General features: G+C 69.9%; 14 protein-coding genes. 7 read left to right on the top strand and 7 right to left on the bottom strand.

The window, feature by feature from the left end:
- A partial coding sequence (locus tag VE326_14150) for a rhomboid family intramembrane serine protease (protein HYJ34349.1) occupies positions 1 to 439 on the bottom strand: 439 nt, incomplete at its 3' end.
- A gap of 86 nt (positions 440 to 525) precedes the next feature.
- On the opposite strand from VE326_14150, the gene VE326_14145 reads away from it, so the two are divergent.
- Complete coding sequence (locus tag VE326_14145) at positions 526 to 1629, top strand: serine hydrolase domain-containing protein (protein HYJ34348.1); 1104 nt, start codon at positions 526 to 528, stop codon at positions 1627 to 1629.
- Here VE326_14145 and VE326_14140 read toward each other — a convergent pair.
- Positions 1626 to 2201, bottom strand: a complete 576-nt coding sequence (locus VE326_14140; GenBank protein ID HYJ34347.1) for a DUF899 family protein — start codon at positions 2199 to 2201, stop codon at positions 1626 to 1628. The two genes, VE326_14145 and VE326_14140, sit on opposite strands and share 4 nt — an antisense overlap.
- A gap of 94 nt (positions 2202 to 2295) precedes the next feature.
- Between VE326_14140 and VE326_14135 the strand changes: the two genes are divergently transcribed.
- The 4 genes from VE326_14135 (at position 2296) to VE326_14120 (ending at position 8387) form a co-directional block, all read left to right on the top strand.
- Positions 2296 to 4581: a cbb3-type cytochrome c oxidase subunit I gene (locus tag VE326_14135; GenBank protein HYJ34346.1), complete on the top strand. Its 2286-nt coding sequence runs from the start codon at positions 2296 to 2298 to the stop codon at positions 4579 to 4581.
- Positions 4578 to 5117: a hypothetical protein gene (locus VE326_14130; protein ID HYJ34345.1), complete on the top strand. Its 540-nt coding sequence runs from the start codon at positions 4578 to 4580 to the stop codon at positions 5115 to 5117. Before VE326_14135 ends, VE326_14130 begins: the two co-directional genes overlap by 4 nt.
- A 92-nt stretch (positions 5118 to 5209) precedes the next feature.
- Positions 5210 to 6112, top strand: a complete 903-nt coding sequence (locus VE326_14125; protein ID HYJ34344.1) for a hypothetical protein — start codon at positions 5210 to 5212, stop codon at positions 6110 to 6112.
- A 67-nt stretch (positions 6113 to 6179) separates the two neighbouring features.
- Complete coding sequence (locus VE326_14120; protein ID HYJ34343.1) at positions 6180 to 8387, top strand: CHASE3 domain-containing protein; 2208 nt, start codon at positions 6180 to 6182, stop codon at positions 8385 to 8387.
- A 1-nt stretch (position 8388) separates the two neighbouring features.
- Here VE326_14120 and VE326_14115 read toward each other — a convergent pair whose 3' ends face one another.
- From VE326_14115 to aceB, 4 genes are all read right to left on the bottom strand, one after another.
- Entirely contained in the window at positions 8389 to 9003 is a 615-nt protein-coding gene (locus VE326_14115) for a hypothetical protein (protein ID HYJ34342.1), read from the bottom strand.
- Positions 9004 to 9130: 127 nt separating this feature from the next.
- A complete protein-coding gene (locus VE326_14110) occupies positions 9131 to 9385 on the bottom strand; it encodes a hypothetical protein (protein HYJ34341.1) in 255 nt (84 codons plus the stop codon).
- Between the two features lie 34 nt (positions 9386 to 9419).
- Positions 9420 to 10742, bottom strand: a complete 1323-nt coding sequence (aceA, locus tag VE326_14105; GenBank protein ID HYJ34340.1) for an isocitrate lyase — start codon at positions 10740 to 10742, stop codon at positions 9420 to 9422.
- Positions 10743 to 10773: 31 nt separating this feature from the next.
- A complete protein-coding gene (aceB, locus tag VE326_14100; protein HYJ34339.1) occupies positions 10774 to 12330 on the bottom strand; it encodes a malate synthase A in 1557 nt (518 codons plus the stop codon).
- Positions 12331 to 12579: 249 nt separating this feature from the next.
- On the opposite strand from aceB, the gene VE326_14095 reads away from it, so the two are divergent.
- The gene (locus VE326_14095) at positions 12580 to 14013 is read left to right on the top strand and encodes a short-chain fatty acyl-CoA regulator family protein (GenBank protein ID HYJ34338.1); all 1434 of its coding nucleotides are present in this window, start codon (positions 12580 to 12582) and stop codon (positions 14011 to 14013) included.
- Positions 14014 to 14019: 6 nt separating this feature from the next.
- Here the strand turns inward: VE326_14095 and VE326_14090 are convergent, their stop codons facing one another.
- The gene (locus tag VE326_14090; GenBank protein HYJ34337.1) at positions 14020 to 15015 is read right to left on the bottom strand and encodes a transporter; all 996 of its coding nucleotides are present in this window, start codon (positions 15013 to 15015) and stop codon (positions 14020 to 14022) included.
- A gap of 84 nt (positions 15016 to 15099) precedes the next feature.
- Here VE326_14090 and VE326_14085 point away from each other — a divergent pair, with 84 nt between their 5' ends.
- Positions 15100 to 15936 (top strand): GNAT family N-acetyltransferase, encoded by an 837-nt coding sequence (locus VE326_14085; GenBank protein HYJ34336.1) that lies wholly within the window; start codon positions 15100 to 15102, stop codon positions 15934 to 15936.
- Positions 15937 to 15983: the final 47 nt, after the last annotated feature.

Genomic DNA, 15983 nt, shown 5'->3' with positions numbered 1-15983 from the left:
ACGCGCCGAGAACCCCGGCGGTCGCGCCGCTCGCGCCGATGCTTGGAACCGTAACGTCGTAGTTCAGTATGGTGTGAACGATGCCGGCGCCGAATCCGCAGAGCAGATAAAATACCAGGTACGTCAGATGGCCCAGCCGGTCCTCAATGTTGTCGCCGAAGATCCACAGGTACCACATGTTTCCGATCAGATGGAGCCAGCCGCCGTGCAGGAACATGGAGGTGAAGAAGGGGGCGATCCGCTCGGCCCAGGAGCCCGAGCCGGAATCGAGCTGGTAGCTGATGCGCCCCGGCGTGAGGGCGAACTGATCGAAGAAAGCCTTGAGCCCATCGGTGGGCAGGGTCACTTCGTAGAGAAATACAACGGTGCAGGCCGCGATCAGCAGCACGTTGACGATCGGGAAGCTTCCCGACCGGTTCTCGTCGCGGAGCGGGATCATTCAAAGCGCCCGGCGCGGCGCCGCCGCGGAACGGCAGGCCGGAGCGCGCTGGAATGTCCGATCATTTCGCGTATCCTCTGCCGCTCATGGCGAACCCTCCAGCGCCTCGGGCGCGCTCCCGGTCCCTCGCCCGCAAATTCAAGCCGCTCTCCGTGTTCCTGCGGGACCGCATCGCCGGCGGGCTGATCCCCGGCGCCGTCGTGGTCGCGGGCCGCCGCGGCCGCGTAGTCTATCACGCGGCCTACGGCCACCGGGCCCTGCGCCCGCGCCGCGAGCGGGTGACCCGGAACACCATCTTCGACCTGGCCTCGCTCACCAAGGTGATGGCGACCGCGCCGGTGCTGGTGGAGCACGCAGCGCGCGGCGCCTTCTCGCTCCTCGACCCGGTCGAGCGCCACCTGCCCGAGACGGCCGGCACCGAGGTGGGCCGGATTCCGCTCCACCGCCTGCTCACCCACACGGCCGGCTTCGTCCCCGACAATCCCCTTCCCGACTACGGCGGGAGCAAGCGCGCGCTCTTCGCCGCGATCGCGCGCGAGCCGCTCGAGGCGCCGCCGGGGGCCCGCTTCACCTACAGCGACGTCGGCTACGTGCTGGCGCAGGGCGTGGCGGAACGGCGGCTCCGGAAGGGACTGGACCTCCTCGCCGCCGAGCTCCTGTTCGAGCCGCTCCGGTTCCGCGACACCCGCTTCGGCACGAGCCGCAAGGACCGCGGACGGGTGGCGCCGACCGAGCGGGTGGACGGGAAGTGGCTGCGCGGAACGGTGCACGATCCGCGCGCCCGCACGAAAGCCCTGGGCGGGATCGGCGGGCACGCCGGGATGTTCGGCACCGCGCGCGAGGTGGCGCGCTTCTGCGAGATGATTCTCCGCCGCGGCATGCTCGGTCGCCGCCGGATCCTGGCCGAGGAGACGGTGCGCGCGATGACCACCGATCAGTGCGAGGGCAATCTCGGCGTTCGGCGCGGCTTCGGCTTCGACATCGAGAGCCCCTACTCCGCGCCGCGCGGCGCGGTCTTCTCGCGCGCCTCGTTCGGTCACAGCGGCTGGACCGGCGTCTCGCTCTGGATCGATCCGGAAATGGACGCCTATCTCGTCCTGCTCACGAACGCCGTCCACCCGGACGGGCACAAAGATCTGAAATCGCTCCGCTACGAAGCGGCGACGCTCGCCGCGAGGGCGATGCGCTAGTAGCGGTACTGCGGCTCCCAGTCGTTCACACCCTCGGCAAGAAGCGCGAATAGGTGCCACACGGAACAATAGGAATCGAAGGGACCGAATCCATCGTGCGCTACGCGCACGATTGCCTCGGTCGGCTCCAGGTGGAACGTCGAGACGCCGGGCATCCACCCCTTCTCGCTCCGGAATCCCATGTCCTGGATGAACGTGGATTCCTTGCCCGAGACCATCGGGAAGCGCCAGCCGCGCCCCGACGCGAACTCCTTCTGGACCTCGACGGCGTCGGGCGAGCAGACGACGAACGCGGCGCGGTCGGCCAGGTGCGGATAGACGCCGTTGAATCCGTCGGCCCAGAGCGTGCAGTAGCGGCAGCCGCGCCCCATGTTGTGCACCACGATCAGGTCGGGCTTCCCCGCGAACAGCTCGCTCAGCTGCACGGGGCCCTTCCATCCGGCGAGGGTGTAGTCCTTCACGGCCGGGCGCGGCGCCTTGCGCTTCAGCCCGGCGAGGCGCTCCCGCCCCTCGAGCAGCTCCCGCTCCAGGCGGTCGATTTCGGTTTGAAGGGTTGCGGTCTCGGGATTCATCGGTAGGATTCCCTCCTCTCGGGGCGGAGGGCCCCGGTTCGGCGCGATCGGCAGGTCCGGCGTGGCGCCGCGCGAGCTTATCACGGAGATCCCCATGCGACCTCTCCTCGTAGCCAAGACCTGGTTCCAGGCGGCCATTCTGGTCTTCCTCTTCGGCTTCTTCGTCCTCGGCTTCCTCGCGATGCGCACCTACCAGGCCGAGCCGCCGATCCCGAAACAGGTCCAGGACGAGAGCGGCCGCGTCCTCTTCACCGGCGCCGACGTCACCGCGGGGCAGCAGGTCTTCCTCAAGAACGGTCTCATGGAATACGGCTCGATCTTCGGGCACGGAGCCTACCTCGGACCCGACTACACGGCCGACTATCTCCGCCGGTCCGCCACGATGGTGCGCGACGCCTACGGCGGCGCGAGCTCCGACCGCGCGCGCGACCTGACGGTGGCGGCGTTCAAGACCAACCGCTACGAGCCGGCCACCGGCATCCTGCGCTTCGACGCGGCGCGCTCCGCCGCGCACGATTCGCTGGTCGCGCGCTACGCCGCCTTCTTCTCCGAGCCCACCACCCGCTTCGGCCTTCGCCCCCGCGCCATCACCGACCCGGTCGAGCTGCGGCAGCTCACGGCCTACTTCGCCTGGACCGCCTGGGCGGCCTCCACGCGGCGTCCCGGGAAGGACTACTCCTACACGAACAACTGGCCACCCGAGCCGCTCGTCGAGAACCGCCCCACCGCCGACGTGCTCCTCTGGAGCGTCCTGTCGCTGATCGCGCTCCTCGGCGGCACCGGCGTGATGCTCGCCGTGTTCGGGCGCTGGCGCTTCCTGGGATGGCACGGGCGCGACCAGGAGCGGATCGGCTTCCGCGCGCCCGGGGAGGTCGCGCTCACGCCGGCGCAGCGGGCGACCGCCTGGTACTTCCTGGTGATGGGACTCCTCTTCCTCGGCCAGGCGCTGCTCGGCGGCTCGGTGCAGCACTACCGCGCCGAGATCGCCGGCTTCTTCGGCATCGACCTGGCGCGCATCCTCCCCTTCAACCTCGCGCGCACCTGGCACCTCCAGCTCGCGATCTTCTGGGTGGCGGCCTCCTACCTGGCGGCGGGGATCTTCATCGCGCCGATGATCGCGCGGGGCGAACCGAAGGGGCAGCACTACCTGGCGTACGGGCTCCTCGGCGCCGTCGCGCTCGTCGTGTTCGGCAGCCTGGCCGGCGAGTACGCGGGGATCTTCGGCTACGCCGGGCGGCTCTGGGAGTGGTTCGGAAACCAGGGCTTCGAATACCTCGACCTGGGGCGGTTCTGGCAGGCGCTCCTCTCCGTGGGTCTCGTGCTCTGGGTGGTGATCCTCTACCGCGTGCTTCGCACGCGGCTGCATCAGGAGCACCGGGGGAACATGCCCTGGATGTTCTTCTACGCGGCGCTCGCCATCCCCGCGTTCTACGCAGTCGGGCTCCTCGCGCAGACCGCGTCGCACGTCACGAGCGCCGAGTACTGGCGCTGGTGGGTGGTGCACCTGTGGGTCGAGGACTTCCTCGAGCTCTTCACGACGGTGATCGTGGCCTACATCTTCGTGCTCCTCGGCGTCGTGCACGAGCGCGTCGCGCTCACTTTGATCTACCTCGACTTCATCCTCTATTCCATCGGCGGGGTAATCGGGACGATGCACCACATGTACTTCAACGGCACGCCGGTGGAGGCGATGGCGCTGGGCGCCACCTTCTCGGCGGCCGAGGTGGTGCCGCTGACGTTCCTGACCGTCGAGGCGTGGAGCTTCCTCCAGCTCGGCGCGGCGCAGGTGGGCGAGGGGAAGCGCGCGTTCCCCCATCGCTGGGCGGTCATGTTCCTCGCCGCGGTCGGCTTCTGGAATTTCCTCGGCGCCGGGATCTTCGGCTTCCTGATCAACCTCCCGATCGTCTCCTACTACGAGATCGGCACCGCGCTCACGGCGAACCACGGGCACACCGCCTTCATGGGCGTCTACGGCATGCTCGCGATCGGGATCGCGCTCTTCTGCCTGCGCTATCTCACCCCGCCCGACCGCTGGTCGGACCGGGCGGCCAAGTTCTCGTTCTGGGCCCTCAACATCGGGCTCGCGTGGATGTCCTTCGCGACTCTCTTCCCGCTCGGCGTGCTGCAGCTCTACCACTCGGTCAAGGCGGGCTACGTCGAGGCTCGCTCCCTCGAGTTCCTCACCAGCGGGATGAACGTCTGGATCGAATGGGTGCGTCTCCCCGGGGACCTCCTCTTCATCGCGGGCACGGTCCCCATCCTCTGGCTCGCCTGGAACGCGGTGCGCGGCGCGCGGCGGGTGCCGGAAGCGGTCGGCGAGGCGGCGCCGCTCTTCATGGACGCGGCCACCCGCACCGAGCCGGCCGGAGCGGAGCGGTGACCTCCTTCGCGGGCCTGACGCCGCTTCAGGAGGCGGCGTTCGTCGGCGGCTACGCCCTGTTCCTGGTCGGCGTGGCCGCCGCGCTGGGCTGGGCCGCGCGCCGTTCGCACGCGCGGGTGCTGCGCGTGAAGGCGATCGGCTTCCGCTATCATCAGGCCTTCGACGCATGGCAGTGCTCGGAGGGAACCTACCTGTGGCGGATCGAGCGGGACGAGAAGGCGCGGCTGGTCCGCTACCGGGCCAAGGCGGAGATGTGCAACGCCTGTCCGCTCAAGAACGCATGCACCGACTCGAACGACGGGCGGGAGCTGCTCCGGCCGATGGACGCCTGGCCGCACACGGAAATGGCGCGCTTCCAGGGGGCGATCTCGCTCGCCCTGATCCTGCTCGCGGGAATCCTGGTGGCGGTGGAGGCGGGGCGGCAAGCCGATCCGCGGCTGCAGGCGACCTTCTGCGGCGCCACGCTTCCCTGCTTCGTTCTCGTGCGCCGCGAGATCGCTCGGCTCCGGGCCGTGCGCACCGCGCTCCCGCGCTGAAGCGCGCCGCGCTCGCGGCGTTGCTCGGGTACGGGCTCGCGGCTGCCGTCGCCTGCGTGGAAGGCGCCCCGCCGCGCCCTGCCCCGCGGGCGATGGCTGCGCCACCGCCCGCAGCATCCTTCGAGTCCTGGTGGCAGGATGGCCGGGCCGAGCTGAACGGCTACAGTTATCACGTCACCCGCTACGGCCAGCGCCGGGCGGGACGCTGCGCCATGATCGTCGTCACCGAGCCCTTCAGCGCGGCGAAGCGCGTGAAGGTGGACGACCCCGCGAGGAACCCGGCCGACACGTTCGAGGCGCTGAAGCTGAACCTGTCGCGCAGCTTCCAGACCGGGATCTACGACTACCACACGATGATCTCCCTCTTCACGCACAGCCGCGACTTCTCTCCGGTCAAGACGGCCTTCAGCTGCACCGAGTGGTGCGGCCAGGTCTACGAGGAGCAGGCGTTCGGCCCGCGCGCGGTCAGCGGATTCGTGCGCTCCTACTTCGAGGACGAATCGCGCGCCCTCTCCCTGCCGATGAAGCCGGGGGGGATCGCCGAGGACGACCTCTTCCTCGTGCTCCGCGGGCTGCGAGGCGACTTCCTTCCGCCCGGGCGAACGCGCTCCCTTCCCCTGCTCGCGAGCCCCTTCATCACCCGCCTCGCCCACCGTCCCGCCGCCTGGGTCGCGGCCACGATCGCCCGCGCGCGCGATCCGGTTCGCGTGAGCGTCCCCGCGGGGCCGTTCCCGGCGATCCTCTACACCGCGACCCTGGATGACGGACGCACCGGCCGTTTCTGGATCGAGGCGGCCTGGCCGCACCGCGTCCTCAAGTGGGCGTGGTCCGCCACGGGGACTCCGCGCGGCAGAATGGGCCGCGACGGACTGGACGAGGGGGAGCTTCTCCGCTCGACGCGGCTTCCCTACTGGCGCCTGAACGGGCCGGGTGGCGAGCGCTACCTCCGGGAGATGGGGCTCGCGCCATTGACGCCCTCCGCCGCCGGGCGATAGGCTTTTCCCTGCATCGGTTCCGCCGCCGCGTCCCGTGCGGCGCGCGCCTCCACCGGGAGCCCTCCACGTGCCCAAGGCCCTTCTCCGCCATGTGAACCTCGGGTTCGGCCTGACCCTCTTCGCGCTGATCCTGATCGGGGTCGTGTCGTTCCTCTCCATCCGGGCCCTGATCCGCAATTCCGACTCCGTCGCCCACACCCAGGAAGTCATGGCGCACGCCGCGCGCGTGGGATCGCTGCTCGCCGACGCCGAGACCGGGCAGCGCGGCTACCTGATCACGGGCGATCCGCTCTTCCTCGAGCCCTACACCACCGCTTCCGTCTCGCTTCGCGCCGAGGTGGATTCGCTGGGGCTCCTCACGCGCGACAACGGCCACCAGCGGGAGCGCGTCGCGCACCTCCGCTCGCTCACGAACCAGCGGCTGGCCATGCTGGCCGAGGGGATCGGGATCCGGCGGCGCGGGGGCGCCGAGTCGGCGCGGCAGTGGCTGCTCCACGACCGCGGGCGGATCGTCATGGACGAGGCCCGCGCGATGCTGCAGGCCGTGCGCCAGCAGGAGTCGATCCTCCTCCACCATCGCGACGAGGCGGCGCGGCAGAGCGCCCTGGCCTCCACGGTGCTCATCCTGCTCGGCTCAATCGTCGGGATCGTGACGGTCGCCTTCGCCACGCACCGGGTGCGCCGCGACGTGCGCCGGCGGGCGGAGGTGGAGACCGACCTGATCGACGCGCGCGACCGGATGGAGGAGCGCGTCCGGGAGCGCACGGCCGAGCTCGAGGCGGTGATCGAGACCTGTCCGCTGCCGATCGCGGCCATCGATCCCAAGGGAAACATCACCCTCTGGAATCACGCGGCGGAGGTGACGTTCGGCTATGGCCGCGACGAGATGCTCGGCAAGCCCTACAGCCCCATGGACACGGAGGATCGTAAGAATTACGAGGACGTCCTGAAGCGGATCAGCGCGGGCGCCCCCGTCACGGCCTACGAGACGCGGGGGCGGAGGAAGGACGGGTCGATGATCGACATCGCCGTCTACAGCGCGCCGCTCCGGGTGCCCGGCGGCCGTCCGCTCGGCGTGCTCGCGGTGATCGCCGACCGCACGGAGCGGAACCGGCTGGAGGACCGCCTGCGCCAGTCGCAGAAGATGGAGGCGGTCGGGAAGCTGGCGGGCGGGATCGCCCACGACTTCAACAACCTCCTCACGGCCATCACCGGCTACACCGACCTTCTGTACCTGCGGCTCCCCGGCGACATCGGCAAGCGCGAGCTGAACGAGATCCGGAAAGCCTCCGACCGCGCCGCCTCCCTCACGCGGCAGCTCCTCGCCTTCAGCCGGCAGCAGGTGCTGCAGCCCAAGGTCATCGACGTGAACGAGGTGGTGGGGAACCTGAGCGGGATGCTCGGACGCCTGATCGGCGAGGACGTCGAGCTGGTCGCGTCGCTCGATCGCGAGGTCGGCCGCGTGAAGGCCGATCCTTTCCAGCTGGAGCAGGTGCTCATGAACCTCGCGGTGAACGCGCGCGACGCCATGCCGCGCGGCGGCAAGCTCACCATCGAGACGGCGAACGTGATCCTGGACGAGAGCTACACCCGGGGCCACCCCGACGTGAAGCCCGGCCCCTACGTGATGATCGCGGTGAGCGACACCGGGATCGGGATGGACTCGGAGACGCGGGCCCGCATCTTCGAGCCCTTCTTCACGACCAAGGCGCTCGGCAAGGGGACGGGCCTCGGCCTCTCCACGGTGTACGGCATCGTGAAGCAGAGCCAGGGGCACATGTGGGTCTACTCGGAGCCCGGCCAGGGCGCGACCTTCAAAGTCTACCTGCCGATCCACGAAGCGGGGGTCGAGCCGCCGCTCGCCACGCCCCAGGCGCGCGTCGTGCCGCGCGGCTGGGAGACGATCCTCGCGGTCGAGGACGAGGAGTCGCTGCTCAACCTGGTCGCCGAGATCCTGAAGGACGCGGGCTACAGCGTGATCCCGGCCCACGGGCCGAAGGAGGCGCTCCGTGTCCTCCTCGAGCACCGCGAGGCGATCCACATGCTCCTGACGGACGTCGTGATGCCCGGGATGAGCGGGCGCATCCTGGCCGACCAGGTGCTGCGCGAGCGGCCCGGCATGCGGGTGCTCTACATGTCGGGGTACACCGACAACGCCATCGTCCACCACGGGGTCCTCGACGCGGGGGTGGCGTTTCTCCAGAAGCCGTTCACGCCCGACGCGCTGATCAAGAAGGTGCGCGAGGTTCTGGACGCGGCGGAGGTGTCGGCCTAGCCTAGCGGAACTCCCCCGCCCACTTCCGGAACGCCTCGTCCTCCACTACGGCCCCGCGCCGCCAGCGCACCGCCAGCGAGTCGGGCCCGGTCCGCTCGACCGAAAACCCCGCCAGCTTCCCGTCCGGGTCGTAGTACTCGTCCAGCATGAACGAGGGCCCCACCTGATCCTCGCTCCGCTCGCGATGGCGGTAGGCCCACACCAGCCCGTTCCCCCGGTACTGATAGAGATCCTCGCGGTAGCGCGCCCCGTCGGTTTGCCGATAGCTCCGCTCGATCAGGGCGTTCTGGCCGTCCCAGACGTAGAAGGGGCCGGCATAGCGGGGGCCGCGCCACGTCCGGGAGGCGCACAGATACCGCGCCGACAGGGACTGTCCCGGCTTCCGCTGCCGGATGTCCGACAGCGCCACGGGGGTGCCGCGCACGTAGGTGCGCAGCTCCAGGGCGCAGACCCGATCGCTGTCGCCGACGCTGGGGGCCCACCGGCTCGGATCGAGGGCGGCGGGGTTCTCGTTCGGAAAGGCGGGCAGGAGGGCGGTCGCGGGGTGCAGCAGCGCGCGGACCGATTCGGGCACGGTGTCGAAAACCGCCTCGGTGCGCCCGGGCGGCGCCGGCACGGGCGAAGCGGCGGCGAGGCATACGGCGGCGAGGCATGCGGCGGCCAGGGCCGCGGCGGCCAGGCGAACGACGGCTTGGATTCGACGGATCAGGGACCCTCCCTCCCAGGATGCCAGGGAGGTGATTCTAGCGCGTGCGGGGCGCCGGCGCGGAAACGGGCTCGTGCGCGGGACGCGGCTCGGAGCCGCCCCCGTTCATGGCGGGAAGGTCGTCGGCGGGGAGGGTGGACTCGGCGATCCGCCGCGGAGGCGCCACGTTGTGCGTCACGTGCGCGATCGCAAGCTGCACCGCCGTGTAGACGACCAGGACCGCTCCGGAGATGGGCAACAGGACGGCGATCAGGTAGCGGACGCCGACGCCGCGGACCGAGGGATGGCGCATGCCGGATAGATCGGCATGCGCCTCCCGTTCTTGATCAGGCCCGGAACTGGGCCGCTTCCGTCGATTCCTTGAGCGCCAGGGTCGCGCAGTCGCTGCCGGCCGCGATCACCTGCATCACCTCGTCGAAATAGCCGGTCCCGACCTCGCGCTGGTGGCGCGTGGCGGAGTAGCCGTCCTTCTCCGAGGCGAACTCGGCCTCCTGAAGCTGCACGTAGCCGGTCATCCCCTTCTCCTTGTAGGCCCGCGCCAGCTCGAACATCGAGTGGTTGAGCGCGTGGAAGCCGGCGAGCGTGACGAACTGGAACCGATAGCCCATCGCCCCCAGCTCGCGCTGGAACTTGGCGATGGTCTCCTCGTTCAGGTTCTTCTTCCAGTTGAACGAGGGGGAGCAGTTGTAGGCGAGGAGCTTCCCCGGGAATTCGCGGTGAACGCCCTCGGCGAAGGCGCGCGCCTCGTCCAGGTCCGGCGTCGAGGTCTCGCACCAGAGGAGATCGGCGTAGGGCGCGTAGGCCTTCGCCCGCGCGATGGCGCAGTCCAGGCCGCCCCGCATCCGGAAGAACCCCTCGGGGGTGCGCTCCCCCGTCAGGAACTCGTGGTCGCGCGGGTCGATGTCGCTGGTCACGAGCCGCGCGCTGTCGGCGTCGGTGCGCGCCACGACCAGCGTCGGGACGTCCAGGACGTCGGCGGCCAGGCGCGCCGCCACCAGGGTGCGGATGAAATGCCCGGTGGGGATGAGCACCTTGCCTCCCAGGTGCCCGCACTTCTTCTCGCTCGAGAGCTGGTCCTCGAAATGGACGCCCGCGGCGCCCGCCTCGATCATCCCCTTCATCAGCTCGAACGCGTTCAGCGGGCCGCCGAATCCGGCTTCGGCGTCGGCGACGATCGGCGCGAGCCAGAAGCGCGGCGCCTTGGCCGGACCGTGTCCGTTGCCATTCCCGTTGCCGTTGGCCGCGCGGACCCGCTCGGCGTTCTCGATCTGGTCGGCGCGCAGGAGCGCCTGGTTGATGCGGCGCACCACGCTGGGAACGCTGTTGGCGGGATAGAGGCTCTGGTCGGGGTAGGTCTGCCCCGCCAGGTTGGCGTCGGCGGCCACCTGCCAGCCGCTCAGGTAGATCGCCTGGAGCCCCGCCTTGACCTGCTGCACCGCCTGGTTGCCGGTGAGCGCGCCCAGCGCCGACACGTACGGCTCATCGTGCAGCAACGACCACAGCCGCTCGGCGCCGCGGCGGGCGAGCGTGTGCTCGACCTGGACCGTGCCGCGCAGGGCGGCGACGTCCCGGTCGGTGTAGGGACGGACGATCCCGGCCCAGCGGTCCCTCTTCTCGAACGGTCCGGTCTGACGAATTCGCGATTTCATGGTGTGTTCTCCCGTAGCGCAGGTCGCGCGGTCAGTCCCGATCCACCCGATCCAGCAGATCGTAGGCGGGAAGGGTCAGGAAGGGCTCGAGCGCTTCGGCCGTCGAAAGCCGCACGAACAGCGCCCGCGCTTCGTCGTAACGTCCATCGCGGAACCGTTCCGGCCCCACGTCGCCGGCGATCCGCGTCATCTCATCGTCGACGACGCGCCGGAAGAGGTCCGGAGTCACGGGCCGCCCGTCCTCGAGCGTCGCGCCGTGCCGGATCCACTGCCAGACCTGCGTCCGCGAGATCTCCGCGGTCGCCGCGTCCTCCATCAGGTTGTAGAGCGGCACGCAGCCGTTGCCGCAGAGCCACGCCGCCAGGTACTGGATGCCGACCCGCGCGTTCAGGCGGAGCCCATCCTCGGTGCGCGTGCCGTCGGGCACTTCGAGCAGCGCGGGCGCGGAGGGCTCCACGTCCTCCCGCTTCCGGTCGATCTGGTTCGGCCCCTTCATGTGCGCCTCGAACATCTCGCGCGCGATCGGGACCAGGCCCGGATGGGCCACCCAGGTGCCGTCGTGGCCGTCCTTCACTTCCCGCAGCTTGTCGGCGCGGACCTTGGCCAGCGCGCGCTCGTTCGCCTCGGGATCGCCCTTGATCGGGATCTGCGCCGCCATCCCGCCCATCGCGTGGATGCCGCGGCGGTGGCAGGTCTTCACGGCAAGCTGCGCGTAGGCGCGCAGGAACGGCTGGTCCATCGTGACCTGCGAGCGGTCGGGAAGGATCGCCTCGGCCTCGTGCGCGCGCGTCTTGATGAAGGAGAAGATGTAGTCCCAGCGGCCGCAGTTGAGCCCCCCCGCGTGCTCGCGCAGCTCCCAGAGGATCTCGTCCATCTCGAAGGCGGCGGGCAGGGTCTCGATCAGCACCGTGGCGCGGACGGAGCCGCGCGGCACGCCGAGCGCGCCCTGGGACGCCACGAACACGTCGTTCCAGATCGCCGCCTCGCGGTGCGACTCCATCTTGGGGAGGTAGAAGTAGGGGCCGGTGCCGCGCGAAAGAAGCTCGCGCGCGTTGTGGAAGAAGTAGAGGCCGAAATCGAACAGGCATCCGGGAACGGGCTTCCCGTCCACGAGGAGATGCCGCTCGGGAAGGTGGAGGCCGCGGGGCCGGACGAGCAGCGTCGCGACGCGCTCGTTCAGCGCATAGGACTTCCCGCTCGCCGGATCGGCGAAGGCGATCGTCCGGCGCACGGCGTCCCGAAGGTTGATCTGCCCCTGGACGTTGTTGTCCCAGGTCGGCGCGGTCGAATCCTCGAAGTCGGCCATGAAGCAGTCGGCGCCGGAGTTCAGCGCGTTGATCACCATCTTCCGGTCGACCGGTCCGGTGATCTCGACGGCGCGCTTCAGGAGATCGGCCGGGATCGGAGCGACCGTCCATTCCTCGGGGTGCAGGTTCAGGAACTCGAGCTTCTCCCCCGCGGCCAGGCGCGCCTGCCGCTGCGCGCGGCGGGTCAGGGCTTCCTCGATGCGGGGACGGAATTCGCGGGTCAGACGAGCGAGGAACGCGAGCGCCTCGGCCGTCAGGATCTCGTCGTAAAGCGGGCGCATGGGGCCTCGGACCTCGATGCCCTCCGCGCGCTCGCGGGTAATCGTCGTGGCTTCCACGGTTCACCTCCTGACTGCGAACAGCAAAGGGGCAGGACGCGGTCGTCAGCCCGTCCCACCCCTCGTTGACGACATTCACGATAGTAAAGGCGACCTGGTTTGAAGTCAACAAGTATTTGAAAGACATGAAGTTAAGATGATAACGAAAGTACGTATCTTTCGGTAAAGTTGTAAATGATGTAAACTCTGAGAATGGCGACAGGGCTGGGCAAACGCATCCGGGCGCTCCGCGCCAAGGAGGGTCTCTCGCAGGCGGCGATGGCCGCCAAGCTCGGGATCTCCGCCTCCTATCTGAACCTGGTCGAGCACGACCGGCGCCCCCTGAGCGCCAACCTCCTGCTCGCCCTGGCGCAGCGCTTCGAGGTGGATCTCCGCGCCTTCTCCGGCGGCGAGGACTCGCAGATCTCGGCCGACCTCCTCGAAGCCTTCGGCGATCCCCTCTTCGAGTCGCAGACCGTCTCGGAGCGCGACGTGCGTGAGTTCGTGGCCACCACGCCCGATCTCGCGCGCGCCGTGCTGCACCTGCACCACGCCTACACCGCCGCGCGCGGCTCGGCCGAGATGCTCGCCGCCGAGGTCGTGGACCGCCAGGACCTCGCGGGGATCGACCGGAGCGGCCCCTCCTCGGAGCAGGTCTCCGACCTGATCCAGCGCCATCAGAATCACTTCCCTGAGCTGGAGGCCGAGGCCGAGCGGCTCTGGAAGGACGCGAAGCTGGACACCGAGGATCTCTTCGGCGCGCTGGCCGAGTACCTGGCCAAGCGGCTCAAGGTGCGGGTGAAGGTGCTGACCGTGAGCGAGATGGGGGGCGCCGTGCGCCGCTTCGACCCCGAGCGGCGCGAGCTCTGGATCTCCGAGGTGCTGCGGCGCGGCTCGCGCAACTTCCAGCTCGCGCATCAGGTCGGGCTCCTCACCTGCTCCGACACGCTCGACCTCATGTCGCGCGACCCCTCGCTCACGTCCGAGGAGGCGCGCTCGCTCTGCCGCGTGGCGCTGGCCAATTACTTCGCCGCCGCCGTGCTCACCCCCTACGAGGAGTTCCACCGTGCGGCCGAGAGCCTGCGGTACGACCTGGATCTCCTGGGACACCGCTTCCGCGTATCGTACGAGCAGGTGTGCCACCGGCTCACGACGCTGAACCGCAAGGGGGCGAAGGGGGTCGCGTTCGACATGGTGCGGATCGACCTGGCGGGGAACATCTCGAAGAAGTTCAGCGCGACCGGCATCCGGCTCCCGCGCTTCGGCGGGCTCTGCCCGCTCTGGAACGTGCACACCGCCTTCCTGCAGCCCGGCGTCATCCACACGCAGCTCTCGCGGCTGCCCGACGGCAACGCTTTCTTCTCCGTGGCGCGCACCGTGCGGAAGCACCGCGGCGGCTACCGCGCGCCCGACGTGCTCTACTCCCTGCAGCTCTCCTGCGACGTGGACTCGGCCCGGAAGGTGATCTACGCCGACGGCTACGACCTCGTGAACCTGGCCGCCTCCACCCCCGTCGGGATCACCTGCCGGCTCTGCGAGCGCAGCGACTGCCGCGCCCGCGCCTTCCCGTCCGTCCACGAGCGGCTCCGCGTCGACGAGAACGTGCGGGGCGTGTCGTTCTACGCTCCGGTGAAGGAAGAGGAGTAGCTCGGCCTAGAACGACATCCCGAGGCCGCCCAGCAGCCGCCAGTCGGTCTCGTGCTGGGTGCCGTTCACGCTCTGGACGACCGGGAATCCCGCCGAGAGGCTCGCGCTCCACGACCCCGTGCCGAAGCGCACTCCGGGCGAGAGATAGACGAGGTTGCCGCCGCTGTTGGGGTCGGTGATCCCGCCGACCCGCTCCTTCGCCCTCGATTCCCCGTTCAGCTCGAGGATGAGGTCGGCTCCCACGACGGTCGGATCGCGATGCGGCGGAGTACCGGGCGCGTGATGATGCTCGTGCGCCCCCGAGACCTTGGTCGAGACCGCCACGTTGTAGTGCAGCAGGTTGCCGAGGGTGGACTCCTGCGCGCCGTGGGTCGCGAGGACCAGCAGCAGGTTCGCGTCCAACGATCCGAACGGGACCCGCGCCGATCCCGAGATTCCCTCCAGGAAATCGAACGATCCCGACCCGGGCTGGTGCTCGGTCTCGAGGCGCTCCCCCTCGACATCCGCCACATGCGTCCGGCCCGTGGGGGCCTTGACGCCGGTGAGGGCCGCGACCTTGGCGCGCTCACGGTCCCAGACCAGGAACTGCCCCGTCAGCGTGATGTCGCCGAACCCTCGCGAGTCGCCGTGATGGTGCGCCACCGCGGTGGTCCCTTCGAGGTGCCCCTCGCGGATGTCCTGACGCACGACGTAGGGGAGCCGCGCGGCCGCCGTGAAGGTCCGGCTCACGCCGTAGGCCACCGACAGCGACGGGCTGGTCACGTTCCGAGTGCTGTGGGCCTCGATCCCGTTCTGGGCCAGTCGCACCAGCTCCGAATCGGAAAAGGTGCGGAACGAGATGTGCTCGACCCTCGCGCTGGCCGCCCACTTCCCCGCGGGCAGCGTGTAGGCCGGGATCGTGATGATCGGCCCCGCGATGCCCGACCCGAACCCGACCGCGGGGTGGTCGGCGCGCGCGGGGCGCGGCACCGCGATCAGGGCCAGCAGGGCGCACAGCGCCACGAGGCATCTCGCGAGGGAGCTAGGGAGTGGGGCGGGCGAGAGGCGGGTCTTGGCGAGGCGTGACATGCCGACCATACTCTCTGAATGATGGAGCCGCTTCAAGTCTCGCTCGATCAGGTGCGCCGGCACGAGCGGATGGAGACCGACTACTGGCGCGACTGGTACGAGGCGGCGCCCGCGGAGATCCGGGAGCGCTACGGCACGACCGCTGAGGTCGCCGAGGGCGCGCTCCTGCTCCTCAAGCCCCGGCTCGACGTTCTGATGTTCAATCGCGTGATGGGTCTCGGGATCGAGAAGCCGGTCACCGAGGCGCAGCTGGACGGCATCGTCGCCCGCTACCGGGCGGCCGGGTCGCCCCGCTTCTTCGTCCCGTTCTCGCCCGCCGCCGAACCCGCCGAGGCGCGGGAGTGGCTGCTCGCGCGCGGGCTGGTCCGGTATAACCGCTGGGCCAAGCTGGAGCGGGGCGTGGATCCCGTGCCCCCGATCCGCACCGACGCCCGGATCGAGGAGATCGGCCCCGAGCATGCGGCCGCCTTCGGCCGCGTGCTGCGCGAGGGGTTCGGCCTCGACCCCGGTCTTCAGCCGTGGGCCGCGGCACTGGTGGGGCGCAAGGACTGGCGGCACTACTTGGCGTTCGACGGCGCGTCCCCCGTGGGCACGGCGTCGCTCTACGTGCGCGGCGAGTGGGCGTCGCTCGGATTCGCGGCCACGCTGCCGCAGGCGCGAGGACGCGGCGTCCAGAGCGCCTTGATCGCGCGCCGGATCGACGACGCCCGGGCGCTCGGCTGCCGCTGCCTCTCCGTGGAGACCGCCGAGGACAAGCCCGGCCAGCCCGCGCCGTCCTTCCACAACGTGACGCGCCTGGGCTTCCGCATCGCCTACTACCGCGACAACTATCTCGGAGTGACCGCCGCGGGCTGAGCTCGTTCTGGCCCGCGCGAATCGCCGCGGCGAACCATGACGAAAAC

The organism is Candidatus Binatia bacterium (assembly GCA_035631035.1).
In the GTDB taxonomy this organism is placed as follows: Bacteria; Eisenbacteria; RBG-16-71-46; order SZUA-252; family SZUA-252; genus DASQJL01.
Note: the sequence above shows the minus strand (reverse complement) of the source record. Positions and strands in the feature narration are given on the sequence as shown.